26 protein-coding genes and 1 tRNA gene are annotated in these 24,344 nt (G+C 68.5%); 14 read left to right on the top strand and 13 right to left on the bottom strand.

All coding sequences use genetic code 11. The features are described from left to right. Positions 1 to 31: 31 nt before the first annotated feature. From ACZ601_RS18095 to ACZ601_RS18085, 3 genes are read right to left on the bottom strand one after another with little or no spacing between them, the layout of a single operon-like run. A complete protein-coding gene (locus tag ACZ601_RS18095; protein WP_469538845.1) occupies positions 32 to 244 on the bottom strand; it encodes a hypothetical protein in 213 nt (70 codons plus the stop codon). Beyond that, on the bottom strand, positions 241 to 684 hold the full coding sequence (locus ACZ601_RS18090; RefSeq protein WP_469538842.1) for a hypothetical protein: 444 nt from the start codon (positions 682 to 684) through the stop codon (positions 241 to 243). The genes ACZ601_RS18095 and ACZ601_RS18090 overlap by 4 nt, the downstream gene beginning before the upstream one ends. A 55-nt stretch (positions 685 to 739) precedes the next feature. Next, positions 740 to 1,969 carry a helix-turn-helix domain-containing protein gene (locus tag ACZ601_RS18085; RefSeq protein WP_469538841.1) on the bottom strand — a complete coding sequence of 410 codons (1,230 nt, stop codon included), beginning with the start codon at positions 1,967 to 1,969 and terminating at the stop codon, positions 740 to 742. A gap of 226 nt (positions 1,970 to 2,195) precedes the next feature. Between ACZ601_RS18085 and ACZ601_RS18080 the strand changes: the two genes are divergently transcribed. Beyond that, positions 2,196 to 3,035, top strand: a complete 840-nt coding sequence (locus tag ACZ601_RS18080; protein WP_469538838.1) for a DUF1932 domain-containing protein — start codon at positions 2,196 to 2,198, stop codon at positions 3,033 to 3,035. Positions 3,036 to 3,726: 691 nt separating this feature from the next. On the opposite strand, the gene ACZ601_RS18075 is transcribed toward ACZ601_RS18080, so the two are convergent. Together ACZ601_RS18075 and ACZ601_RS18070 are read right to left on the bottom strand one after the other, a co-directional pair. Beyond that, positions 3,727 to 4,230, bottom strand: a complete 504-nt coding sequence (locus ACZ601_RS18075; RefSeq protein WP_469538837.1) for a nucleoside deaminase — start codon at positions 4,228 to 4,230, stop codon at positions 3,727 to 3,729. After that, the gene (locus tag ACZ601_RS18070) at positions 4,227 to 5,078 is read right to left on the bottom strand and encodes a GntR family transcriptional regulator (protein ID WP_469538834.1); all 852 of its coding nucleotides are present in this window, start codon (positions 5,076 to 5,078) and stop codon (positions 4,227 to 4,229) included. Before ACZ601_RS18070 ends, ACZ601_RS18075 begins: the two co-directional genes overlap by 4 nt. A 166-nt stretch (positions 5,079 to 5,244) precedes the next feature. Here ACZ601_RS18070 and ACZ601_RS18065 point away from each other — a divergent pair, with 166 nt between their 5' ends. Genes ACZ601_RS18065 through ACZ601_RS18045 form a run of 5 tightly spaced genes read left to right on the top strand, consistent with a single transcriptional unit; the run spans position 5,245 to position 8,789 of the window. Then, the gene (locus tag ACZ601_RS18065) at positions 5,245 to 5,796 is read left to right on the top strand and encodes a hypothetical protein (protein WP_469538831.1); all 552 of its coding nucleotides are present in this window, start codon (positions 5,245 to 5,247) and stop codon (positions 5,794 to 5,796) included. Continuing rightward, positions 5,793 to 6,002 carry a hypothetical protein gene (locus ACZ601_RS18060; protein WP_469538829.1) on the top strand — a complete coding sequence of 70 codons (210 nt, stop codon included), beginning with the start codon at positions 5,793 to 5,795 and terminating at the stop codon, positions 6,000 to 6,002. The genes ACZ601_RS18065 and ACZ601_RS18060 overlap by 4 nt, the downstream gene beginning before the upstream one ends. Positions 6,003 to 6,028: 26 nt before the next feature. Beyond that, a complete protein-coding gene (repSA, locus tag ACZ601_RS18055; protein ID WP_469539496.1) occupies positions 6,029 to 7,420 on the top strand; it encodes a replication initiator protein RepSA in 1,392 nt (463 codons plus the stop codon). Continuing rightward, the gene (locus ACZ601_RS18050) at positions 7,420 to 7,632 is read left to right on the top strand and encodes an excisionase family DNA-binding protein (protein WP_469538827.1); all 213 of its coding nucleotides are present in this window, start codon (positions 7,420 to 7,422) and stop codon (positions 7,630 to 7,632) included. Before repSA ends, ACZ601_RS18050 begins: the two co-directional genes overlap by 1 nt. Next, positions 7,632 to 8,789: a tyrosine-type recombinase/integrase gene (locus tag ACZ601_RS18045; protein WP_469538824.1), complete on the top strand. Its 1,158-nt coding sequence runs from the start codon at positions 7,632 to 7,634 to the stop codon at positions 8,787 to 8,789. Before ACZ601_RS18050 ends, ACZ601_RS18045 begins: the two co-directional genes overlap by 1 nt. A gap of 51 nt (positions 8,790 to 8,840) precedes the next feature. Here ACZ601_RS18045 and ACZ601_RS18040 read toward each other — a convergent pair. After that, a tRNA-Gly gene (locus ACZ601_RS18040) sits at positions 8,841 to 8,914 on the bottom strand. Positions 8,915 to 9,403: 489 nt separating this feature from the next. Here ACZ601_RS18040 and dcd point away from each other — a divergent pair. Next, a complete protein-coding gene (gene dcd, locus ACZ601_RS18035) occupies positions 9,404 to 9,979 on the top strand; it encodes a dCTP deaminase (RefSeq protein WP_328696417.1) in 576 nt (191 codons plus the stop codon). Positions 9,980 to 9,985: 6 nt separating this feature from the next. Further along, a complete protein-coding gene (locus ACZ601_RS18030) occupies positions 9,986 to 10,486 on the top strand; it encodes a phosphoribosyltransferase (protein ID WP_469538821.1) in 501 nt (166 codons plus the stop codon). 79 nt (positions 10,487 to 10,565) lie between these two features. On the opposite strand, the gene ACZ601_RS18025 is transcribed toward ACZ601_RS18030, so the two are convergent. The 4 genes from ACZ601_RS18025 to ACZ601_RS18010 form a co-directional block, all read right to left on the bottom strand. Then, the gene (locus ACZ601_RS18025; protein ID WP_469538819.1) at positions 10,566 to 11,516 is read right to left on the bottom strand and encodes a Yip1 family protein; all 951 of its coding nucleotides are present in this window, start codon (positions 11,514 to 11,516) and stop codon (positions 10,566 to 10,568) included. A gap of 143 nt (positions 11,517 to 11,659) precedes the next feature. Beyond that, positions 11,660 to 12,796, bottom strand: coding sequence for an FG-GAP repeat domain-containing protein (locus ACZ601_RS18020; RefSeq protein WP_469538816.1), 1,137 nt, complete (start codon positions 12,794 to 12,796; stop codon positions 11,660 to 11,662). Between the two features lie 255 nt (positions 12,797 to 13,051). Then, a complete protein-coding gene (locus ACZ601_RS18015) occupies positions 13,052 to 15,319 on the bottom strand; it encodes a (Fe-S)-binding protein (RefSeq protein ID WP_469538813.1) in 2,268 nt (755 codons plus the stop codon). A 115-nt stretch (positions 15,320 to 15,434) separates the two neighbouring features. Then, positions 15,435 to 16,217 carry a sugar transferase gene (locus tag ACZ601_RS18010; RefSeq protein WP_469538811.1) on the bottom strand — a complete coding sequence of 261 codons (783 nt, stop codon included), beginning with the start codon at positions 16,215 to 16,217 and terminating at the stop codon, positions 15,435 to 15,437. Between the two features lie 358 nt (positions 16,218 to 16,575). On the opposite strand from ACZ601_RS18010, the gene dnaK reads away from it, so the two are divergent. The 4 genes from dnaK to ACZ601_RS17990 all read left to right on the top strand — a co-directional run bounded on the left by dnaK (position 16,576) and on the right by ACZ601_RS17990 (position 20,856). Then, positions 16,576 to 18,435: a molecular chaperone DnaK gene (dnaK, locus tag ACZ601_RS18005; RefSeq protein ID WP_390088015.1), complete on the top strand. Its 1,860-nt coding sequence runs from the start codon at positions 16,576 to 16,578 to the stop codon at positions 18,433 to 18,435. Beyond that, positions 18,432 to 19,091: a nucleotide exchange factor GrpE gene (gene grpE, locus ACZ601_RS18000; RefSeq protein WP_469538807.1), complete on the top strand. Its 660-nt coding sequence runs from the start codon at positions 18,432 to 18,434 to the stop codon at positions 19,089 to 19,091. Before dnaK ends, grpE begins: the two co-directional genes overlap by 4 nt. Positions 19,092 to 19,214: 123 nt before the next feature. Then, positions 19,215 to 20,408, top strand: coding sequence for a molecular chaperone DnaJ (dnaJ, locus tag ACZ601_RS17995; RefSeq protein ID WP_469538804.1), 1,194 nt, complete (start codon positions 19,215 to 19,217; stop codon positions 20,406 to 20,408). 1 nt (position 20,409) lies between these two features. Next, positions 20,410 to 20,856 carry a heat shock protein transcriptional repressor HspR gene (locus ACZ601_RS17990; RefSeq protein WP_073733498.1) on the top strand — a complete coding sequence of 149 codons (447 nt, stop codon included), beginning with the start codon at positions 20,410 to 20,412 and terminating at the stop codon, positions 20,854 to 20,856. Positions 20,857 to 20,916: 60 nt separating this feature from the next. Here the strand turns inward: ACZ601_RS17990 and ACZ601_RS17985 are convergent, their stop codons facing one another. Then, on the bottom strand, positions 20,917 to 21,936 hold the full coding sequence (locus ACZ601_RS17985; RefSeq protein WP_469538801.1) for a helix-turn-helix transcriptional regulator: 1,020 nt from the start codon (positions 21,934 to 21,936) through the stop codon (positions 20,917 to 20,919). A gap of 103 nt (positions 21,937 to 22,039) precedes the next feature. Next, positions 22,040 to 23,014, bottom strand: coding sequence for a helix-turn-helix transcriptional regulator (locus ACZ601_RS17980; RefSeq protein ID WP_440577365.1), 975 nt, complete (start codon positions 23,012 to 23,014; stop codon positions 22,040 to 22,042). A 140-nt stretch (positions 23,015 to 23,154) separates the two neighbouring features. On the opposite strand from ACZ601_RS17980, the gene ACZ601_RS17975 reads away from it, so the two are divergent. Next, a complete protein-coding gene (locus tag ACZ601_RS17975; protein WP_469538798.1) occupies positions 23,155 to 23,499 on the top strand; it encodes a hypothetical protein in 345 nt (114 codons plus the stop codon). Then, positions 23,496 to 23,816, top strand: a complete 321-nt coding sequence (locus ACZ601_RS17970; RefSeq protein ID WP_018522262.1) for a Rieske (2Fe-2S) protein — start codon at positions 23,496 to 23,498, stop codon at positions 23,814 to 23,816. Before ACZ601_RS17975 ends, ACZ601_RS17970 begins: the two co-directional genes overlap by 4 nt. Positions 23,817 to 23,927: 111 nt before the next feature. Here the strand turns inward: ACZ601_RS17970 and ACZ601_RS17965 are convergent, their stop codons facing one another. Next, positions 23,928 to 24,332 (bottom strand): pyridoxamine 5'-phosphate oxidase family protein, encoded by a 405-nt coding sequence (locus tag ACZ601_RS17965; RefSeq protein WP_469538795.1) that lies wholly within the window; start codon positions 24,330 to 24,332, stop codon positions 23,928 to 23,930. Positions 24,333 to 24,344 lie beyond the last annotated feature (12 nt).

Here is a 24,344-nt window from a genome sequence, read left to right as displayed (position 1 = left end):
CGGATCGCGCTGTGCTGGAGCCGGAGCGGCCTCAGCGGTCCGAGGACGGACTCGCGTCCGCTGCGATGGCAGAGGACCGGTGGCCGGCGTCGTCGAGAAGCGGAGCGGCCTGCTCGTGCAGCGCCCAGGCCGGACCGACCAGGCCGACGACGGTCAGGAACACGAGCGCGAGCCGGTCCCCGCCGTCGGGCCGTGGGGTGATGGATGCGGCGCTTCGGGCGCGGCGGTGTCGAGCCCCGGTCACGGGGTGCCGCCGAGAGCGCGTTCGTGCGCCTCCAGGAGGCGGCTGGTCTGCGCGTACAGCCGCTCCAGCTCCGCCGTGGTGAGGATGAGTGCGCCGTCAAGGGTTGAGCCGTCGTCGAAGTGGAACTCGACGGGGACCGATCCCTGCCGGGCCCTCCGGTCGTAGACCGCGTCCCGGCCGGCCAGCGTTGCGTGCGTGGCCTTCGCCGGCACGGGCCTGAGCGTCGTCCCGTCGGCGGGCGCGGACCACTGGGTTCCGCCTCCGGGCGGACGCAAGTGGTAGGTCGTGGCGGAGCCCTCACCGGGGAGGGCGACCACGACACCGACACGACCCTCACGGGCGCTGTCGGTGGCGAGGTCGCCGAGCCGCGGAACGAAGTGGGATGCCGTACCTAACTCGGCTCCCCGCGAAGGGAGATGAGGAGAGGGTTGTCGCGTCATGCTCTGAAGTTAGGGACACGACGACCCTCGAATATGAGCCGGAGGAATACGACCCCTATCCGTCCAGGTGGAAGCGGTCGGACATGCGCCGCAACTTCTCCCGCGTGACTGCTCGTTCCGCGTAGACGATGCTGCGCAGCGTCGAACGGGCGATGGGATGATTCCGCACGAGCTGGGGCGCGATCCGCTCGGCTGCCTCCAGCTCGGCCAGGGCCTTTATCCGATTCCCGTCCCACAGCCAGGCACGCGCGACATCCATGTGGTGGTGTCCCTGACGGGAGTTGGGCAGCGACCCGACCAGGTCTGGGCTGGTACGACGGTTTATCTCAAGGGCCTTGCCCTGCTTGCCCATCTCCAGAGCCACGCTGATCGCGTGGATCTGCACGTTCCCGGCGGAGAAGGTCAGCGAGTGCCGGTCGTACACCGGCGCTCCGACGTACGCGTCCATGCGTTCGGCAGCAGCTTTCGCGTGACCGATCCGGTCCTCGGCCTCCGAGGTGCGGCCGGCTCGGGCGGCGGAGACCGCAGCTCGCAGCTGCAGCGTGCCCCACGCTCGTACGGCCAGCGGTTCGCCACGGTCGTACTCCTGCTCCACCGAGGTGATCGCCTTGTCCGAGAGCGTCAGGGCGTCCGTCCAGTCAGCCGTCGCCCACATGTCCCAGACCCGCATCCAGTCGGCGACGGCGGGCAACACGGGGTCCCCCGACAGCCTGGCCGACCACGCGGCCCGCTCGCACGCCATGGCGACCAGTTCGGGATGCCCGAGGGCATGGGCGGCTGTGTGCGCGAACTTGCAGCACACGGCATAGACGGCGTACGCCTCCTCCCGCTCGTGCCCCTCCGACTCCTCTGCCAGGGCACGCGCCTCGCGGAACAGGTCGGGGAGAACCCGGAGAATCGCCACGTTGGAAGCGGTGTCCCGCAGGCGGTGCAGCCGTGTCACTTCACGCCACAGCTGCGACGAGGGTCGCGGAGTCCCATCGAAAACGGGGACGAGGTCGTAACGGCGCAGTTCGCGCAGAATCGATGAGGCGGCGACCTGCCACTGGTTGTCGTCGGGGGAGTTGCTGTACGGGCGCCCGATCAGGTCGTTCGGGTGGACGTGCAGCTCGGCGGCCACCTGGTTGAGGAGCCCGACCCGATCCAGCTCGATCAGGCCACGCTCCATCTTCGACACCCAGCCCTGCGACTTCCCGAGGGCCGTCGCCAGGTCGGCCTGCGGCATGCCCAACCGCAGCCTCGCCCTGCGAGCGCGCTTGCCGATCTCCTCGGCTTCCTCCAGCATCAGGACACCTCCCGGCCGCCGGACGATCCGGCGCGACCGCCGGTCTGTCCGTACAGAGTTCGTCTTCTGCACGGTACCCATGACGCGGCCTCCGCGTGAGAGACCTCGTCCCGTACCGGCGGGCGGCCGCTCGTCCGAGCCAGGCGCCGAGTCCTCCGCTGTGCTGCACCACGGCAGAGGATCATGTCGATGAGACACCCCTCGTTGCATTCCGCCGGAGGCACCAGTGACTGTCGTAACCGTCTTGCACCCTGGAGCCATGGGCGCGGCGGTCAGCGCCGAGCTTGTCGGCGGCGGCCACGAGGTGCTGTGGGTGCCGAAGGAGCGCAGCGCGGAGACGCGGCGCCGCGCGAGGGAGGCCCAAACCACAGCCTGTGACTCGCTTGCGGAAGCTCTGTCCCGTAGCGCGGTTGTTCTCTCGGTCTGTCCACCGCAGGCGGCCGAGGACGTGGCCGGGGCCGTAGCTGCGCACGCTTTCGACGGGGTGTACGTCGATGTCAACGCCATTAGCCCTCAGCGCGTACGGAGGATCGACGAGGAGATCCGCCCCGGCTCCGTAGTCGTCGACGGTTCCGTTTTCGGTCAACCGCCGGGGGAGGGGCGTACGGCGCGGTTCTATGTTGCAGGGTCCGGCTCCGCCGTCGACCTGGTCGAGTCGTTGTTCACGGACACGGCCCTGCATGTGTGCCGGGTCGGTGACGTGGTCGGTTCCGCTTCCGCTCTGAAGATGGCCTTTGCCAGTTACCAGAAGGCCGCTCGCACGCTCGCCGGCGTCGCGCACGCGCTGGCCGACGTCCATGGGGTCGGGGAGCAGCTGACGGCCGAAGCGGAGGTCATGGTCTCCGCGATTCTCTCCGATCCGGAGTACCTGCCGAGCGTGGCAGCTCGGGCCTGGCGGTGGGCGCCTGAGATGGAGGAGGTCGCCGATGCGCTTCGTGCCGCCGGTCTACCTGCAGACATGGCCGAAGCGGCGGGCACGGTTCTCTCCTGCTGGGACGGGGGCCGGGGCCAGTACGGCATGACCGTCGCAGAAGTCCTGTCCCAGTTACGCAGTCGGACGACTTAACAGAAAAGGCCCTGGTCTCCGACCAGGGCCTTCATCAAAGAGCGGGTGACGAGAATCGAACTCGCGCTCTGAGCTTGGGAATCACCGCATGAATGACTTCGATCATGCATCTGAACTGGGGAAACTCACCTTTGGGGCACTCGTCCGCGGACTTGCGTTGCCCGGCATTGACCGTGGCTTACCGCCTGTTCTGGTGCGCATCTGGTGCGGTGGTCGGCCTGCTTCCCGCACTCGCCTCCTACCTCATCCCACCACCTACCCCGGCTCCCATCCCGTCCGCCTTCGACCCACACTCCGTGGAGCGGTCGTGGTTCAGGGCGTCAAGGTGGAGCGCGCCACTGTACGAACGACCTTGACGCCCTGGGCCGCGACTGCTCGGCTCTGCCTGGGTCGAAGGTGGTCGGGATGGGAGCCCCGCGACGCTCGCCCCGCTCCGGTCGGCACTCGCGAACGGCGCCCCGACCATCCCGGAGTCTGAGCGCCCCCGCCGGAGGCATCGTCTTGAAGCCGCGGGCTTGGTTCTCGTCTCATGCCCCTCGGGCCTATCCACTGCGGGCGCGCGTCGGCGGCGGCAGCGCCGAGCGGGCCGGAGGCAGGAGCGCGGGCGCAGCCAGAGCCGGGAAGCGCGCCCGGCGGAGCGGAGCGCAGCCGGGTGCCTTGATGAGGTAGAGAAATCTGTAACCCTGAGCGGTCATAGCTTGGGCTGCACCGGCTCGGGCAAGCGCTCTGTCCAGTCCGTCAGGACGTCAAGGGCGAGCCTGTGATGCTTGTGGCTCTGAGCCTGGTGGATGACGTTGCGGTGTTCGGTCGGGAGAGCCAATTCTCTGTAGAACTGGACGTCCTCAAAGCCATTGCGGGCAACGTCCAGGCTGTCGGCGCCATACACAAGTCGCGGAATTCGAGCCCAGAGACACGCAGCCAAACACATAGGGCATGGCTCACTGCTCGCGTACATGACGCCATCTTCGAACAAGTGGCGCTTCAATTTCTCACCTGCTTTTCGTAGCGCCACGACTTCAGCATGGGCCGTTGGGTCCCATTTTTCCACCACACTACTTTCCCCCTCGCTGACAATCTCGCCCTGAACGACGATAATTGCACCGAAAGGTGTGCCCCCTCGTTCCAGAGAATGCCTGGAAACCTGGATAGCGCGATGGAGGAACCTCTCGTCCTCTTCTTTGACGTCTTTACTCACTTCACCCCTCCTTCTCGACCTGACCTTGACCTCTTACGCCATGGCTTGAGGGGGGTCACGAACCGAAGTTCTGCCCTGTCTGCCGGGTACTCTGCATCTGAAATCTCGACCACCCGGTCGTTATGGTCGAGGGAGATTCGACGGCAAAGGATCAAGGGAATACCTTCAGTCAAGCCCCACGCTTGCGCCTCCACCGTGGTGGGCATACGGCCCGTCACCTCATCCACAATGGTCATGACCTCAATTCCCACAGTGGAAAGTTGGTGCATGGTGCCACCGGGCCAGGGTTCATTATCGGCGTCCAGCAGTTCAGGGTTTTTCTCGATCAAGCCCAACGGAATGAAGGATGTACTAAGGGAAAGCAGTAGTCCGTTTTGCTGATCGGTCGATTTGTAAACTCGACGGAGAACTGAATCTCCGACTTTCAGATTCAAAGCGCTTGCGAGAGATTCTTTCGCTGTCACGATGTCGTAGGCCGTACTGAACGCCTGCTCGTGTATCGACATGCCGTGGTTTGTTTCAGCTTCTCCGACCGTTGATCGCTCGCGCTCCGGTCGCCGGGCGAGATCCTTCTCGGCCTGATGACGCTCGGAGGTTCGAACCACTCGCGCCGGCGCTACGCGCACCCTCGGCGCCTTGCCTCGCCCGGCCGTGATGAGTCCCTGAGCCTTGAGGAGAGAGACGGCTCCGCGTGCAGAGTTCATCGAGCATGACCAACGCTGGCAGATGTCGGCCAGAGTCGGGAGCGCATCTCCGGGGAGGAGTTCACCCCGTTCGATCTGCATGCGGATGTGGTCTGCGATCTGCAACTGGATGGGGCGAGTCGCGGCGGTCGGTTGCGGGTCCATGGAGCCATGATGCGGCTTCGCGGGTTTGTGGGCAAACCTCTTGCGCAACCTTCAGCGGCTGGCTAACCTTCAGTTAGTTCGCGGGTTTGCCCACAAACTAGCTCGGGGCGGCGCCCCAACCGCCAAGTAAGCGCGCCGCCCCTCGTCCCCTGAGGGAGCTTCCATCATGCCTGCAACGCTCATTGCTCCGCCCATCCTCCCGGACACCTTCGACGCTGTTTCTCCCGTTTCGGTAGGGGAGCTGTCGAACGTGGAACGGATGGTCGCGCTGTACGCCTCCGACATGCCGAACCGCTACCGCTTCGGCAAGGGCGACGATGCCCAGCTCGGGTCCTGGATCGTTCAGGGTGTGGCCCGGCTGGGGCTGGAAGAGGTGTACCGCTCGGCCGCGTACGCCCAGAGCTACCGGCTCCTGTCGCTGGCCAACCTCACCACGGCCGATCAGACCCGGGCCCACTCCGCTCGTTTCACCAACCTTCGTCGGCTGGACCGCGCGGAGTCGGTCGCTGGCATTTCGAGCATCGGTCCCGGCAGCATCCCCGTCTCCGCCTCGGCGGTCGCCCGCAGTCGACGCCCGATGGTCGAAGGAGGCTGCCCCTGCGGCGGTACCGGGTGGATGGAGCTCCAGGTACTTGACGGTGAGGCGCTCTCGCGGTCCTGCCCGGCACACAACCCGACCGGGAACCTCGTCAATCGGCGTGTGGCGGTGACCGGATGAGCTTCCCCGACGACGCCCTGCACGCCGCTGAATGGGCCGACGAGAAGCGGGCCGAACAGATCGGCATGTACCTCGACGCCCACGACGTACGCCCCTACACCCGCTTCTTCACCGTGATCGATGACGCCCACTACGCCGAGGAAGACGCCAAGGTACGCGGGCTCTACCCGCCGATCGGGCACGGCTACCCGAGGGAGGACCAGTGACGGTCTTCCCCGTCGAGCCTTCGGCCGTGGCCGGTACTGCTGCGGTCGTGGGCACCGACCCTCTGACCCTGGCCGACCTCTTACGGGTCGCCAACGCTCCCGGCTTCGAGCGGTGGCAGGAGCAGGTCCGCCGTACCGGTGGCTGCTCGGACCCCATCCACCTGGAAGGGATGACCACCACCCGCGATGCGAAGTCGGGGCAGGTGCTCTACTCCTACAGCACCCAGGGCGAGCCCGGCGGACGCCTCCGGGTGGCGTGCGGGAACCGGCGTGCCTCCCGGTGTCCCTCCTGTGCCTGGACCTACGCCGGGGACACCTTCCACCTGATCCGCGCCGGACTGACCGGCGACGTGAACAAGGGCACCCCGGTCACGGTGCGCACGCACCCCAAGGTCTTCGCCACGCTCACCGCCCCGTCGTTCGGCCCGGTCCACAACCGGCCCGCCCGTGGCGTCTGCCGGTGCGGCACCGACCACCCCGAAGGCTCCCCGCTGTTGGGCTCGGCGCTGAACCCGGGCACGTATGACTACGCGGGTGCGGTGCTGTGGAACAACCATGCCGGGGATCTCTGGCGCCGGTTCACGATCTACCTCCGCCGTGAGGTCGCCGCCCGCGCCGGCCTCTCCCAGAAAGCGGCGGCCGAGGTCTGCCGGGTCTCCTTCGGGAAGGTGGCCGAGTTCCAGAAAAGGGGCGCGGTCCACTTCCACGCGATCGTCCGACTCGACGGCCCGGACGGCCCCGACACCCCGCCCCCGTCCTGGGCCAGCGTCGCCCTGCTCTCCGACGCGATCCAGGCGGCTGCTGCCCGTGTGAGCGTGCCCGTGCCGCCCTCGGGGGACCAACCGGCCCGGACCCTGCGGTGGGGCGCTCAGGTGGACGTACGCCCGATCGGCGCGGACAACGCGAACGACGACCTGACCGAACAGGCCGTGGCCGCGTACGTCGCGAAGTACGCCACCAAGGCAGCCGAGACGACGGGCACCGTTGACCGGCGCATCGGAGAGCTGGCCGAACTCGACAAGCTCACCGACCTGCCCGACCATGCCCGGCGCCTCATCGGCGCGTGCTTCGACCTGGACGACGCCTACTCCGAACGCAAGCTCTGGCGGTGGGCCCACATGCTCGGCTTCCGGGGGCACTTCTCGACTAAGTCGCGCCGCTACTCGACGACCCTCGGCGCTCTGCGACAGGTCCGGGCCGACTTCCGCGCCCGACAGGAACGCCGCGAACGGGGCCTGCCCGACCCCGACGACGCCCCGGAGGGCTCCACACTCACCCTCGCCCACTGGACCTACGCCGGACACGGCCACACCCCCGGCGAATCCTGGCTCGCCGCCACCATCCACCGCGACATCTCTGGAGGACGACAGGCAGCCCGCGAGGCATGTGCAGATCTGACTGGCAACGAGGGGGAGTGATGACGGTGGAAAGACTTCTGACGGTTGATCAGGCTGGGGAGATCCTGGGCACGGGAGCGCGATTCCCTCGGCGTCTGATCGCTGAGCGTCGAATCACGTTCGTCAAGGTGGGGCGCCATGTCCGCATTCCTGAGACCGTGCTGAGCGGCTATATCGAGGCCAACACGGTCGATCCGGTGCAGCGGCGTATTCGGCATCGGAGGGCTGGCTGATGGGGAACGCCAAAGGCACCCGCCGGCGCTTCGGCTCCGTGCGGCAGTATCGATCCGGCCGCTGGACAGCCAGCTACCTCGATCCGGCAGGACTCGAACGCCGTGCGCCTGAGACCTTCGAGACGAAGAAGGACGCCGAGGTGTGGCTCTCCCAGGTCGAGGCGGACCTCACCCGTGGCAACTGGCAGGACCCGGATGCCGGGGCGGTGAACTTCAGGGAGTACGCCCTCCAGTGGGTCGATGAGCGCGGTCTCTCCGCGACGACCGACGAGCTGTACCGGCGGCTCCTACGGCTTCATGTCCTGCCCACCTTCGAGGACCTGGACCTGGACGAGATCACTGCGCCCCGTGTCCGTACCTGGCGGACCGAACGGCTCTCGTCCACCGGGGCCACGACCGTGGCCAAGTCGTACCGGCTGCTCAAGGCCATCATGGAAACTGCGGTCGATGACGAGCTGATCCGGCGCAACCCATGCCGCATCAAGGGCGCCGGGAAGGAGTCGTCCGCCGAACGCCAGATTGCCACCGTCGCCCAGGTCGACGCGCTCGCCAATGCCCTCGGCCCTCGGTGGCGGCTGATGGTCTTCCTTGGCGCGTACGGACCGATGAGGCCAGAGGAACAGGCCGAGCTGCGACGCAGGGATGTGGACCTGGACCAGATGACCATCCGCGTGCGCATGGCCGCCCCGGAGCTGACCACCGGCCGCCGCGCTCCTGGCGACACCAAGTCGGAAGCGGGTAAGCGCGTCGTGGTCCTGCCGACCTTTCTCCGGACCGACCTCTGGCGTCACCTGGACTGGTACGCCGAGAAGGGATCGGATGGGCTGCTGTTCGTGGGGGAGAAGGGCAAGCCGTTCCGCCGGTCGACTTTCGGGCGGAAGTGGCGCAAGGCCCGTGTGGCCGTTGGGATGCCGGACGGCTTTCGCTTCTACGACCTCCGCCACACGGGGCACACGCTCGCCACTCGATCCGGAGCCACCCTCAAGGACACGATGGTCCGGGCCGGGCAGACGTCGGAGAAGGCCGCGATGATCTACCAGCATTCCGACCTTGAGCGGCAGCAGGAAGTGGCCGGCGGCCTGGACGACCTCGTGCGCGTCGCCCGTGCGAAGGCCAAGGACAGGCCTTCTGGTGCGGATCTGGTGCGCGACGCCTGAAGTGGTCCAGACAACAAACAAGGCCCGGGTCGATGACCTGGGCCTTAGTCGTGGAGCGGGTGACGAGAATCGAACTCGCGCTCTGAGCTTGGGAAGCTCATGTTCTACCATTAAACTACACCCGCGTAACGCACTCGCTGATCAGCGATGCATCGTCCCGCACTCTACCCCATTGCGAGTCGCTCGTTGTGTCGTGCCCTGGTGTCGGTGGGGTGGGGGTGTGTGGTGGCGAGGGGTGGATGTGGGTGGGTGGGGCGGGAGTTGGGGGCGTAGCGTGGGTTGTCGGAGTGCCGCGTGGAGTGGCGTCCCGTTCATCCCCTAATGTGGCTTTCTCGTCCACGGCTTGATGGGGAAGGGACTTGATGGAGTCCATGGAGCGCACCGTCGTCCGCTGTGCCGAAGGGCACGTTTTCGCTACCGCCTCGTTCCCGATGCAGCAGCTCGGGTCCGGGCGGATCGGTCCCGGGCGGCTTATCCGCTGTCCTCGTTGCGCCCGGTTGCGGCATGCCGTGCCGGTGGGGTTCGAGGAGCGGTAAGGCTTTCGGGAGCGTGGTGACAGGCGCGCGGGGCGGCCCGATGTGGGTGGGTCCGCGCGTTCTGCGTATCCTCGGTGGGTGCTTCTCTCAGACAAGGACATCCGGGCCGAGATCGACGCCGGACGCGTACGTATTGATCCGTTCGATACGTCGATGGTGCAGCCGTCGAGCATCGATGTGCGGCTCGACCGCTACTTCCGGGTGTTCGAGAACCACCGCTATCCGCACATCGATCCCGCGGTCGAGCAGGTCGATCTGACCCGCACCGTCGAGCCGGACGGGGACGAGGCGTTCATCCTGCACCCCGGTGAGTTCGTGCTCGCCTCGACGTACGAGGTCATCTCGCTGCCCGACGACCTGGCGTCGAGGCTGGAGGGCAAGAGTTCGCTCGGCCGGCTCGGGCTGGTGACGCATTCGACGGCCGGGTTCATCGATCCGGGGTTCTCCGGGCACGTGACCCTGGAGCTGTCGAATCTGGCGACGCTGCCGATCAAGCTCTGGCCCGGGATGAAGATCGGCCAGCTGTGCATGTTCCGGCTGACCTCTCCGTCGGAGTTCCCGTACGGCTCCGAGCGGTACGGGTCGCGGTATCAGGGGCAGCGCGGTCCCACCGCGTCGCGGTCCTATCTGAACTTCCACCGGACGCAGGTGTGATGCCCGATGAGCGATGACGTGCGGGAGAATCTGACGTACGACGGCTTCGGGCACGCCGTGCGGGAGCTGGCGCAGGCCGTCGCCGATGACGGGTACGAGCCGGATGTGGTGCTGAGCATCGCGCGGGGCGGAGTGTTCGTCGCGGGCGGGCTGGCGTACGCGCTGGACTGCAAGAACATCCACCTGGTGAATGTCGAGTTCTATACCGGGGTGGGCACCACACTCGAAATGCCCGTCATGCTCGCGCCCGTCCCCAACGCCATCGACTTCTCGGACAAGAAGGTCCTGATCGCCGACGACGTCGCCGACACCGGGAAGACGTTGAAGCTGGTGCGGGACTTCTGTATCGATCACGTTGCCGAGGTGCGGTCCGCCGTCATCTACGAGAAGTCGCACTCGCTCGTGAAGTGCGAGTACGTGTGGAAGAAGACCGATCAGTGGATCAACTTCCCCTGGAGCGTGGAGAAGCCCGTCGTGCGGCGCAGTGGGCAGGTTCTGGACGCCTGAGCGGCGATGACGATGATGACGATGGACGTGGAAAGACCCCCGGGGCCGGCTGGCTCCGGGGGTCTTTTCGGCTCGGTCGTCAGATCGTGCCCAGCTTGAGGATCGACACCAGCGCGATCAGCTGGATCGCGCTCGCGCCCAGCGCCTTCAGCCAGGGCAGGTCGTGGGACTTGCTCACCATCGAGGTGAACAGGGCCGCCGCCGCCAGCCAGGTCAGCCAGCCGAGGATCTGGACCAGGGAGTTCTCGCCGCCCAGGAACAGCGCGAAGATCAGGCGCGGGGCGTCCGTGATCGACATGATCAGCATGGAGAGGCCCACCGTGGGCTGCCAGGCGCCGTCGCCGCCCAGCTGGCGGGCCAGCGAGTGGGTGACCGCGCCGAGCACCAGTCCGCCGATGACGAAGCCGGCGCCGGTGATGATGACGTAGGGGATGGCGTTGCCGACCGGGGCGTTGATCGCGTCGTCGCGGGCCTGGTCGAAGCCGAAGAGCGCCAGCAGGCCGTAGAGGAACGTGACGATGAGCGCCGGGCCCCAGACGGGGTAGTCCCGCATCTGCCAGAACGTCGCGGCGGGGCGCGTCACGATGCCGGTCAGCAACTGCTTCCAGTGCAGGCGCGGGCCCGACGGCTGGACGGGGGCCTGACCGGCGCGGTAGGTGTTCCCGTCGCCGTAGGGGTCCTCGTTGATGCTGAAGGCCTGCGTGTGGCCCGGGTTGTTCGCGTACGGGTCGCCACCCGGGTGCGGGTGCTGCGGCTGGGGGTACGGGTCGGCGAAGTACTCCGGCTCGTCCGGGCCGCCGCCCTGGTACCCGCCACTGCCCTGGTACCCGCCGTTGTTCTGGCCGCCTCCGTTGTAGCCGCCCTGGTAGCCGCCGCCGTTGTGCGGGGCGCCGTTTCCTCCCGTCGGCGGCCATTGCTGCTGTCCGTACGGCGGCGGTGCCTGATTGCCGTACGGCTGCTGCCGCGGTTGCTGCTGCGCTTGCTGCGGGGTGCGGTTGTCCCGGCCGCGTCCGATCCTGAATCCAGCCACGTAATCGAACGTACCTGGTCCGTCCGGGGTGGGTGGGAGGGGCGGGGGAACTGGGCCGCCTTTGAGGCTCAGCTGTGACATCCCCTAAGGGAACCCTGGGGGGTTGTCCGCAGTGGCGGGGGAGAGGGCCCGCGGGGCGGTGGTCAGCCCGCGTTGAACAGCGCGCTGGTGAACGTGATCAGCGGGCGGTCCGGGGTGGCCGCCGGGTACAGGGCGATCAGGTCGGCCGTCTCGCCGCGGCGGGTGCGCACCACCGTGTCCGGCTTCCGGTCGCCGTCGAAGTCCGCGTACCGCATGAGCAGGGTCGTTTCCGCGCGGGACCGCGCACCGGCCCCCGGACTCCCGCGCAGGGGCGCGGCCGGGAGCTTTCCGGCCGGGGCGCCGAAGCGGTACGGGCCGCCCGGCCGGGCCGGTCCGTCGGCGCTGCCGAGCAGCAGCGTGCCCTTGGCCGCCGTACCCGGCTCGTGGGGGCGGGCGGCGTACACCAGGTCGTCGTACCCGTCCCCGTTCACGTCCGTCCGGGGCTCGGGCGCGGACAGCACGGGACCGGCCCCCGGGATGGTGCCCCCGGCCTTGTGCGGGTGGCCGTCGCGGGTGAAGGGGCCGCGCAGGAAGCTGAGCCGGCCCGCGCTCGCCGTCACGGCCAGATCGGGTTTCCCGTCCCCGTCGAAGTCACCGCAGACGGGGTGGTCTGCCCACTCGTTGCCGAAGCGGGCCCGGTCCGGGATGTGGAGCGCGACCGCCTTGCCGGTGAGGCCCGCGGGGGAGCCGAAGAGGATCTGCAGCGGTACGGGCGGGCGCCCGATGCCGTTGTACGGGGGGTCGGTGGCCACGACCAGGTCGGTGAAGCCGTCCCGGTCCAGGTCGCAGGAGGCCTCCGCGTCGAACGCGGAGGGGAGGGTGTCGCCGATCTTGGCGGCGTTCGCGTGCGCGCTCAGCAACTGGCGTACCGACGGGTCCAGGCCGCGGGAGGCGGAGCCGTACACGATGCCGATGCCCGCGTCGTCGCCGTGGGCGTCGGCCGCCGGTTTCACCAGGTTGTTGAGGGCGAGGTCGCGGTGGCCGTCGCCGTTGAAGTCGTCGGGGGTGTGGCTGCCGGTGCCGCGCGGGACCGGGTGGCGCTGCGCGCCGGCGAGTCCGGACAGCGCGGTGGGCGGGGCGTCGCCGTTCTTGCCCGGTCCGGAGGGTCCGGCGGAGTCCGGGGAGCCCCCGCAGGCCGCCAGCAGGAGGGCGCAGGCGCAGCCGGCCGCGGCGGTGGCCGTCGCCCTCGCGATTCGCATCCGCACTGGAGTAGCCCGCCCGCCCTCATTCGTTCGTTCGTTCCGTGTGACCTGTTTGGCTCTGGGGGCTCTGTGCGCCCAGGGGACTGACTCTGCGCGCCCTGTGCGCCCTGCGTGTCCCCTGGGGCTCGTTGTGCCTCACGCGCCACGGTGGCCGCCCCACATGATGCGTCACCGGGCCGGGAAAGCAGAAGCGGCCGGTCCTGCCCCCGAGGCAGGTCCGGCCGCTTCCGTGACGCCGTGGAGCGTTGCCGGTTACTTCACCGGCTCGGGCTCCGGCGCGTCCGCCGTTTCCGGCTCGCCCGCCGGGTCGGCCGGGGTCTTGACGGAGTCGAGCAGCAGCTGCGAGACGTCGACCACCTGGATCGACTCCTTCGCCGTGCCGTCGTTCTTCTTGCCGTTGACCGAGTCGGTCAGCATGACCAGGCAGAACGGGCAGGCGGTGGAGACGATGTCCGGGTTGAGGGAGAGGGCCTCGTCGACGCGCTCGTTGTTGACGCGCTTGCCGATCCGTTCCTCCATCCACATCCGGGCACCACCGGCGCCGCAGCAGAAGCCGCGCTCCTTGTGGCGGTGCATCTCCTCGTTCCGCAGACCCGGGACCTTCGCGATGATCTCGCGCGGGGGCGTGTAGATCTTGTTGTGACGGCCCAGGTAGCAGGGGTCGTGGTACGTGATCAGACCCTCGACCGGCGTCACCGGGATCAGCTTGCCCACGTCCACCAGGTGCTGGAGCAGCTGCGTGTGGTGGATGACCTCGTACTCGCCGCCGAGCTGCGGGTACTCGTTGGCGATCGTGTTGAAGCAGTGCGGGCAGGTCGCGACGATCTTCTTCGTCGCCTTCGCCTTCTTCGTCGAGTCGTCTTCGTCGTCCTCGCCGAAGGCCATGTTCAGCATCGCGACGTTCTCCTGGCCGAGCTGCTGGAACAGCGGCTCGTTGCCCAGGCGGCGGGCCGAGTCACCCGTGCACTTCTCGTCGCCGCCCATGATCGCGAACTTGACGCCCGCGATGTGCAGCAGCTCCGCGAAGGCCTTCGTGGTCTTCTTGGCGCGGTCCTCCAGGGCCCCGGCGCAGCCGACCCAGTAGAGGTAGTCGACCTCGGTGAGGTCCTCGACGTCCTTGCCGACGATCGGGACCTCGAAGTCGACCTCCTTGGTCCACTCGACGCGCTGCTTCTTGGCGAGCCCCCAGGGGTTGCCCTTCTTCTCCAGGTTCTTGAGCATCGTGCCCGCCTCCGACGGGAACGCGGACTCGATCATCACCTGGTAGCGGCGCATGTCGACGATGTGGTCGATGTGCTCGATGTCGACCGGGCACTGCTCCACGCACGCACCGCAGGTGGTGCAGGACCAGAGGACGTCCGGGTCGATGACGCCGTTCTCCTCGGCCGTGCCGATCAGCGGGCGCTCGGCCTCCGCGAGGGCTGCCGCGGGGACGTCCTTGAGCTGCTCCGCCGTCGCCTTCTCGTTGCCCTCCATGTCCTTGCCGCCACCGGCCAGCAGGTACGGGGCCTTGGCGTGCGCGTGGTCGCGCAGGGACATGACCAGGAGCTTGGGGGAGAGCGGCTTGCCCGTGTTCCAGGCGGGGCACTGCGACTGGCAGCGGCCGCACTCCGTGCACGTGGAGAAGTCGAGGATGCCCTTCCAGGAGAACTGCTCGACCTGGGAGACGCCGAAGGTGTCGTCCTCGCCCGGGTCCTCCCAGTCGATCGGCTTGCCGCCCGACGTCATCGGCTGCAGCGCGCCGAGCGCGACCTCGCCGTCGGCGTTCCGCTTGAACCAGATGTTCGGGAAGGCGAGGAAGCGGTGCCAGGCGACACCCATGTTGGTGTTGAGCGAGACCGTGATCATCCAGATCAGCGAGACGCCGATCTTGATCATCGCGGTGAGGTAGATGAGGTTCTGCAGCGTGCCGAGCGCGAGTCCCTTGAAGGCGAGGACCAGCGGGTACGAGACGAAGTACGCCGCCTCGTAGCCGCCGACGTGGTGGATCGCGCCTTCGAGGCCGCGCAGGGTCAGGATCGCCAGGCCGATGACGAGGATGACGTACTCGACGAAGTACGCCTGCCAGGCCTTCGAGCCCGCGAACCGCGACTTGCGGCCGGCCCGGGAGGGCAGGTTCAGCAGCCGGATGGCGATCAGCACGAGGATGCCGACCGTCGTCATCAGGCCGATGAACTCGATGTACAGCTCGAACGGCAGCCATTCACCGATGACCGGCAGGACCCAGTCCGCCTTGAAGAGCTGTCCGTACGCCTGGAGCAGCGTCGGCGGCAGCGTCAGGAAGCCGATGGCGACGAACCAGTGCGCGAAGCCGACGATCCCCCACCGGTTCATCCGGGTGTGGCCGAGGAACTCCTTGACCAGGGTGATCGTGCGCTGTTTCGGGTTGTCCGTGCGACTGCCGGCGGGGACCGGCTGTCCGAGCGTGACGAACCGGTAGATCTGCGCGACGGCTCGGGCGATGAGCGCAACGCCGACCACGGTCAGCACCAGCGACACGATGATCGCGGCGAGTTGCATTGGGGGCTCCTCGGGCCTGCGAGGGTGGGGTTCAGCGGTGATCGCTGACTACTCAGATGGTTATTCAGATGCGTACTAAGCAGTAACTTAATCAGTCTGTGCTGACACTATCCACTTATTCCGCCGTGCTGTAGTTGGGCAGGCGGTGATCTGTGTCGCTCAGGCATACCTGGCCGCGCCGGGCGAGTCCGCGTACCGCCCGGCGCAGCGGACGGTGTACGGCCTCGGCCAGGATCGCCAGGTCCAGGGCGGTTCCCCGGTGCTCGGCGTAGTGCTGGTCGAGGAGGTCCGCCTCGTCCCACGGCATCGTGGAGCGGCGGCGTACCTGCGCCAGGCCGGTCAGTCCGGGCTTCAGTTCCCGCCGCCAGTCTCTCGCACCGGCGGCCGTGCCCCGTTCATCGCCCGGCGCGAGTGGTTCGGGGCCGACGAGGGAGAGCTCGCCCCGTACGACGTGCGGCAGCCGGGAGAGCGTGTCGAGCCGCAGCCGCCGGGTGCGCAGTGACCGCAGTACGAAGGGCGCGCCCGCCGGTCCGGTGCGCGGGGAGCGGTCCAGTACGCCGCCGGGGTGCCGCCGCACGGTGAGGACGAGGGCGGCCGCCGCGAGGGCGGGGGCGGCCAGCAGCAGGAGGGCCGAGCCGAGGAGTACGTCCAGGGTGCGCTTGGCGGTGGGGCGAGGCGGGGCGAGGGCGCTCAGGGTGGCGAGGGCCGCTCGGGCGCGCGCCGTGCGGGATGGTCGCGGGGGCTGCCAGGGGCGCCGCGCCGGGCCCGGCCGCTGACTCCAGCCCTGCCGTCGGCTCCGTGTCTGCCGCTGACTCCACCCCTGCCATCGGCTCCGCCCCCGCGTCTGCCGCCGACTCCGACTCGGCGTCTGCCGTCGTCCCGGCCTCTGCGTCTGCATCGTTCGCACCTGCCTGGTGTCGCTGTCCGGCATCGGATGCCCTGGGGTGGTCGAGTGCCTGTTTTGTGTGGCTCACGGCATTTTGTGACAGAACGATCCCATGGCGCGATGATGGTGGGGGGTGCGTGGCCCGCGAGGCGGGCAGGTGTCGCCGGGGGGCGGCTCGGATTCGTCCCATGTGGCACGTATGGGGCGTGTGCCTGACATGTGTCCGCCGTCACAAAGGTGGATAATTCGCTGGTGGCGCGAGGTGTGTGCACGATAGTTGAGTCGCCTCGACTCAGGTCTGTTGACTCCGGGAGTGATGTCATGCATCCTTGAGCCAGATCCACTCAAGTAGTCAGTTGGAGGAATTGAAATGGCACGTGCGGTCGGCATCGACCTGGGCACGACTAACTCCGTCGTCAGCGTTCTCGAAGGCGGCGAGCCCACCGTCATCACCAACGCCGAAGGCGCCAGGACCACGCCGTCCGTCGTCGCCTTCGCGAAGAACGGCGAGGTTCTGGTCGGCGAGGTCGCCAAGCGCCAGGCAGTGACGAACGTCGACAGGACCATCCGCTCCGTCAAGCGCCACATGGGCACTGACTGGAAGATCGACCTGGACGGCAAGAGCTTCAACCCGCAGCAGATGAGCGCCTTCATCCTGCAGAAGCTGAAGCGTGACGCCGAGTCGTACCTGGGCGAGAAGGTCGCCGACGCGGTGATCACCGTTCCGGCGTACTTCAACGACTCCGAGCGTCAGGCGACGAAGGAGGCCGGCGAGATCGCGGGCCTGAACGTCCTGCGCATCGTCAACGAGCCGACGGCCGCCGCGCTGGCGTACGGGCTCGACAAGGACGACCAGACGATCCTCGTCTTCGACCTCGGTGGCGGCACCTTCGACGTGTCGCTCCTGGAGATCGGTGACGGCGTCGTCGAGGTGAAGGCCACCAACGGTGACAACAACCTCGGTGGTGACGACTGGGACCAGCGCGTCGTCGACTACCTGGTGAAGCAGTTCGCCAATGGGCACGGCGTGGACCTGTCCAAGGACAAGATGGCTCTCCAGCGTCTCCGCGAGGCCGCGGAGAAGGCGAAGATCGAGCTGTCGTCCTCGACGGAGACCACGATCAACCTGCCGTACATCACGGCGTCGGCCGAGGGCCCGCTGCACCTGGACGAGAAGCTCACGCGCTCGCAGTTCCAGCAGCTCACCGCGGACCTCCTGGACCGCTGCAAGAACCCGTTCCACAACGTCATCAAGGACGCGGGCATCCAGCTCTCCGAGATCGACCACGTCGTTCTCGTCGGTGGCTCGACCCGTATGCCGGCCGTCGCCGAGCTCGTCAAGGAGCTCACGGGCGGCCAGGACGCCAACAAGGGTGTGAACCCGGACGAGGTCGTCGCCATCGGCGCCTCGCTCCAGGCCGGTGTCCTCAAGGGCGAGGTCAAGGACGTCCTGCTGCTCGACGTGACCCCGCTGTCCCTCGGTATCGAGACCAAGGGAGGGATCATGACGAAGCTCATCGAGCGCAACACCACGATCCCGACCAAGCGCTCCGAGATCTTCACGACGGCCGAGGACAACCAGCCGTCCGTGCAGATCCAGGTCTACCAGGGCGAGCGCGAGATCGCGGCGTACAACAAGAAGCTCGGGATGTTCGAGCTGACCGGTCTGCCGCCGGCCCCGCGTGGCGTGCCGCAGATCGAGGTCGCGTTCGACATCGACGCCAACGGCATCATGCACGTCGCTGCCAAGGACCTCGGCACCGGCAAGGAGCAGAAGATGACCGTCACCGGTGGCTCCTCGCTGCCGAAGGACGAGGTCAACCGGATGCGCGAAGAGGCCGAGCAGTACGCGGACGAGGACCACCGCCGCCGCGAGGCCGCCGAATCGCGCAACCAGGGCGAGCAGCTCGTCTACCAGACGGAGAAGTTCCTCAAGGACAACGAGGACAAGGTCCCCGGTGACGTGAAGACGGAGGTGGAGACCGCGCTCACCGAGCTGAAGGAGAAGCTCAAGGGCGAGGACACCGCCGAGATCCGTACCGCCACCGAGAAGGTCGCGGCCGTCTCCCAGAAGCTGGGCCAGGCGATGTACGCCAACGCCCAGGCCGAGGGCGGCCCGCAGGCCGAGGGCCAGCCGGGTGCAGAGCAGGCACAGGGTGACGCCCAGGACGATGTCGTCGACGCCGAGATCGTCGACGACGAGAAGGACACCAAGGGCGGTGCGGCGTGACCGAGGAGACTCCGGGCTTCGAGGAGAAGCCCGACGTCCCCTCCGGCGCCACCCCTGAAGACGCCGGGACGGGGGCCGCCACCCCCTCTTCGGAGGAGGCGGCGGCCCCCGCCGGGGACGCGAACGAGACAGCCGGTCTGACGGCACAGCTGGACCAGGTCCGCACCGCGCTCTCCGAGCGCACCGCAGACCTCCAGCGGCTCCAGGCCGAGTACCAGAACTACCGCCGCCGCGTGGAGCGGGACCGGGTCACGGTCAAGGAGATCGCGGTCGCGGGTCTCCTGTCCGAGCTGCTGCCCGTGCTCGACGACGTCGGCCGGGCCCGGGAGCACGGCGAGCTGCTGGGCGGGTTCAAGTCGGTGGCCGAATCGCTGGAGACGGTCGTCGCCAAGCTCGGCCTCCAGCAGTTCGGCAAGGAGGGCGAGCCCTTCGACCCGACGATCCACGAGGCCCTGATGCACTCGTACGCGCCGGACGTCACGGAGACGACCTGCGTGGCGATCCTGCAGCCCGGGTACCGGATCGGCGAGCGCACCATCCGTCCCGCACGGGTGGCGGTGGCCGAACCCCAGCCGGGGGCGACGCCCGCGGCCGCGAAGGACGCGAAAGAAGAGCAGGCAGCCGACGAGGAGAGCGGTGGCGGCGAGGAGGTCTGACATTCCGTCCGACCACCTGGCAGCACATCGCCCGGCCACCGGGCCTCGCGCACGGACCACGCCGCACACCGGCACGGTCCGTACGCGGGGCCCCGGGCCGGTCGTCCGGAAGGAGGGACGTCGATGAGTACGAAGGACTTCGTCGAGAAGGACTACTACAAGGTTCTCGGCGTCCCCAAGGACGCCACGGACGCCGAGATCAAGAAGGCGTACCGGAAGCTCGCCCGCGAGTTCCACCCGGACGCCAACAAGGGCGACAACAAGGCGGAGGAGCGCTTCAAGGAGATCTCCGAGGCCAACGACGTCCTCGGTGACACCAAGAGGCGCAAGGAGTACGACGAGGCCCGCGCCCTCTTCGGCAACGGCGGCTTCCGCCCCGGACCCGGCAGCGGTGGCGGCAACTTCAACTTCGACCTGGGCGACCTCTTCGGAGGCGCCCCGGGCGGCGGTCAGGGCGGCGGAGCCGGCGGCTTCGGCGGCGGTGGCGGCGGTCTGGGCGACGTGTTCGGCGGCCTCTTCAACCGGGGCGGCGGCGCCGGCACCCGGGTGCAGCCGCGCCGCGGCCAGGACATCGAGTCCGAGGTGACGCTCAGTTTCACCGAGGCGGTCGACGGGGCCACGGTCCCGCTGCGGATGTCCAGCCAGGCGCCCTGCAAGGCGTGCTCCGGCACCGGCGACAAGAACGGCACCCCCAGGGTCTGCCCGACCTGCGTCGGCACCGGACAGGTCTCGCGCGGCACCGGCGGCGGGTTCTCGCTCACCGATCCCTGCGTGGACTGCAAGGGCCGGGGCCTCATCGCCCAGGACCCCTGCGACGTCTGCAAGGGCAGCGGCCGGGCGAAGTCGTCCCGCACCATGCAGGTGCGGATCCCGGCGGGCGTCTCCGACGGCCAGCGGATCCGGCTGCGCGGCAAGGGCAGTCCGGGCGAGCGCGGCGGACCGGCCGGTGACCTCTACGTCATCGTCCACGTCGACGCCCACCCGGTCTTCGGCCGCAAGGGCGACAACCTCACCGTCACCGTGCCCGTCACCTTCACGGAGGCGGCGCTCGGCGGCGAGGTGAAGGTGCCCACCCTCGGCGGACCTCCGGTCACCCTCAAGCTGCCGGCCGGCACGCCCAACGGGCGCACCATGCGCGCCCGGGGCAAGGGCGCGGTGCGCAAGGACGGCAGCCGCGGCGACCTGCTGGTCACCGTGGAGGTGGTGGTCCCCACGGACCTGGGCACGGACGCCAGGGACGCCCTGGAGGCCTATCGCAAGGCCACCGCGGACCAGGACCCGCGGGCGGAGCTGTTCCAGGCAGCGAAGGGAGCTTGAGATGGACGGCCGCCGGCGTAATCCGTACCAGCTGACCGATGAGTCCCCGGTGTACGTGATCTCGATCGCGGCCCAGCTCTCGGGGCTGCATCCCCAGACGCTGCGCCAGTACGACCGCCTCGGCCTGGTCTCTCCCGACCGCACGGCCGGGCGCGGCAGGCGCTACTCGGCCCGCGACATCGAGCTGCTGCGCACCGTGCAGCAGCTGTCGCAGGACGAGGGCATCAACCTGGCCGGCATCAAGCGCATCATCGAGCTGGAGAACCAGGTCGCCGCGCTCCAGCAGCGGATCGCCGAGCTCTCGGCGGCCGTGGACGGCGCGGACGCGGCGCTCCAGCAGCGCGAGGCCCAGGTGCACGCCTCCTACCGGCGCGATCTGGTGCCGTACCAGGACGTGCAGCACACCAGCGCACTGGTGGTCTGGCGGCCCAAGCGGCCCAAGGACTGAGCGCTCCAAGGCCCAAGGCCCAAGCACTGAGCGGGCCCGGCCCGTTCGCGGCGGAGCCCGTCACCCCGGTCGATCCGGGGTGGCGGGCTCCGCCGTCGTTCCGTGCGGTGCGGTCCCGGCGATCCCCGAGCGGACGAGCAGGGCGCCGAGCTGGGTGCGGCTGGTGGCGTTGAGCGTGTGCATGAGCTTGGAGACGTGGGCGCGGCAGGTGCGGACGCTGATGCCGAGCTTTCCGGCCACGACCTGGTCGGTGTGGCCCTCGACCAGGAGGCGGGCGACGCTGAGCTGGACGGCGGTGACCGAGGTGCCGGCCGGGGCGGCCGGCAGCGGCTCCGTGAGCGGGATGGCCTGCGCCCACAGGACCTCGTACATCTGGATCAGATAGCGGACCAGCGCGGGGTGCCGGATCTCCAGCGCGACATCGCGCGCGGCGTTGGCCGGGATGAAGGCCACGGTGTGGTCGAAGACGAGCAGCCGGTCGACCGTCTGCTCCAGTGTGCGGATCTGGAGGAGGCCCGGCGGCATCTGCTTCAGATAGGACTTGAAGGCCTGGTTGTAGCGGACGGGGTGCTGGTAGATGTGCCGGAGCGGCGTGCCCCGCTCCAGGGTCAGCCTGGCCCGCGACAGGGCCCTCTGGAGCTGGTCGGGCGGTCGGGTGCTGCCCGGCTGCAGCGTCCGGATCTCCTCCGTGGCGCTCTCCGTCGCGTTCTGGACGGCGGCGTCGATCAGGGGCAGGCCTTCGAGGACCGTGATGGCGAGGTTGGGGTCCGTACTGGCCACGGTCGTCAGGGGTGCCAGCGAGTCGGCCAGGGCGGCCGAGAGGCTGAGGCGTTCGTGGATCTCCCGCACGACGGGCTGCAGGAGGTGGGCCAGGGCGGCGGAGGGCGGCACGGGACGCACCCAGGCCTCGTCCTGCGGGTCGGGGTGGACCAGCGCCAGGTCGGTGAGACAGGGCACCACTTCGATGGCGGCCCGGGGTATCCGTCCCGCGCTCAGCGCCTCGGTGTAGACGCCGACCGCCGTGTCGCACAGCGCACGGTCCTCGTGGGCGTGCGCCGGTGTGTCCTCATCCCTGCCCATTCGGGCCCCCCACTTTTTGCAGTGCAGCAAGATGACGGTGGTGGCAGCCTAGTTCGCGGTCCACTGTGGGTGTTGCGGGGGAGCCGGTAACTCTCCCGGCCGGTCAGGAGTCCTGATCGAGGATTCCCGACTGGGCGATCAGGTAGCCGAGCTGGGCACGGCTCGTGCTTCCCAGCACGGCGGACAGCTTGGCGACATGGGCGCGGCAGGTGCGGACGTTCATGCCGAGCCGACGGGCTATCGCCTCGTCGACGTGCCCCTCGATCAGCAGCGTGGCGATGGCGCGCTGGACGCCCGTGATGCCGTCGCGGGCCGGATCGTACGGAGCCGCCTCGTCCAGCGGGACGGCGCGGCGCCAGAGTTGTTCGAAGACCTTCGTCAGATAGGCGACCAGTGCGGGGTGGCGTATTTCCAGGGCGGTGGGCTGGTCGTCCTGGACCGGGATGAAGGCTACGGTGTCGTCGCAGATGATGAGGCGCTCGATGAGCTCCTCCAGCGTGCGGATCTCCATCCGGGCGCCCGCCATCAGGTCGACGTAGGCGAACGTGCGCTGGCTGTGCCGGACCGTGTGCTGGTAGAGAGTGCGGACGCTGATGCCGGAATCTATGAGAGGTTTGCTGCGGGTCAGCGCCTCGCTGAGGACTTCCTCGCTGCGCCTGCCTCCGGGCTGGACGGTCAGCACTTCCGTCCGGCTCTCGGCGATGGCCAGGTCGAGCGCTCCGTTGATCCGGTCAATGCCCTCCAGCACCGTGATCGCATGCGTGGGCGCGGGGCTCTGGGCGCTGATGGCCAGGAACGGTTCGAAGGCGTCGGTCAGCTCGACGGAGGTCCGCCGGCGATCCTGGATCTCGCGTTCCAGCGGGTAGAGGCGCTGAGCCAGGGCGGCGGAAGGCGGAACCGGACGTAGCCACGACGCGTCGTCCGGATCGGGCAGCAGAAGACCGAACTTGACGAGGCAGGGCGCCGACCTGACCTCGGCGCGGGCGAGGCGGCCCACGCTGAGCGCCGCCGCGTAAAGCCTGACGCCCTCGGTGCACAGGTTGGTGACCGCATGAGTATGTGTCGGTTTCGTGTCCATTATAGGCAAAACTCCACCCCCCAGGGTCCTGAACATTCAGGAACATGATGCATCGCTCCTGTGGCATTGACGCGTCCGAATAAGCCATCGTCTCTTGAAGAGCGGGGGAGAGGATCCATCAAGTGAGGACGAAGCCGACTATGAACAAGAGAATGCTTCGCTCAGTGCTTGGCACTGCGTTCGCGGCTGCTGCACTGCTGCTCGTGACGCACGGCTCTGCTCCGGACGTCGGATGGGGCAATGCGGAGGCAATCCCCGCCGTCGACTCCTACCAGGGTGACGTCGGTTGGGGCTATGTGTCGCCCGCCGCTGTCGGCGGTGTTCACCAGGCCGATGTCGGCTGGGGCAACGCGCAGCCCGTCGCTGTCGGTGCTGTCTACCAGGGCGATGTGGGTTGGGGCTATGTGTCGCCCGCCGCTGCCGGCGGTGCTCACCAGGCCGATGTCGGCTGGGGGAATTCCGTTGAGAACAGGGCCGAGTTGTGACCACTCCGCCGGACGACCGGACCTTCAGACGTGAAATGGCAACCGCCTACCGCTCAGGGTGGCATTTCATCGACCTCGTCACGGCACTCCCCCACCGTGGTGATTCGTTGATGGTCACCCTGTTCGGCGACCCGGTCGTCGTCGCTCGTGAGGACGACGGGGAGGTCCGCGCCTACCGCTGTCTCCGCAAGCCGCGCGGGGCGCCGCAGCCGGTGCGCTGCGCCATCCGGTACGACATGATTTTCGTCAACCTCGCACAGCGTGACCACCAGCTGTTCGAACCTGAAGCCATCTCCGCCACCCCCCGCAGTGCCTGAGCGATCCCCCGTCGTTCCACGTCGCTCAGACACTCCCCCACACAACGGCGTCACCGTGACCTGAACACGGTGACGCCGTTGTGCTGTGCCCGCCCGGAGGGCGCCCGCCGGTCAGCCGCGGCCCAGCGCCCGGTCCAGGGTGATCTCGATGGCGACGCGGTCCGGGTTGGGCTTCGGCGCGCGCCCGTAGCGGGCCGTCTTGCGGCGTTCCGCGTCCTCGACCCTGTCCCGCTCCGTGCGCACCCTGGCGACGCCCTCCAGGGTCGCCCAGCGGCGCCCTTCCGCCTGGCAGACCGCGACCCGCGCGCCGTCCGGTCCCGCGGCCAGGATGTTGGCGACCTTGCGGCTGTGCCTGCCGGTGATGATGCGGGCGAGACCCGCCTCCGGGTCGTACGTCACGCAGACCGGGACCACGTGCGGGGTGCCGTCGGGGCGGAGCGTCGTGAGGGTGCATACATGGGGCTCGCGCCAGAAGGCCAGGTACTCGGGGCCGGGATCGCGTACGTCGACTGCCATGGGGTCAGCGTA

The sequence above is a fragment of the Streptomyces sp. NPDC104307 genome (assembly GCF_055584045.1).
Note: the sequence above shows the minus strand (reverse complement) of the source record. Positions and strands in the feature narration are given on the sequence as shown.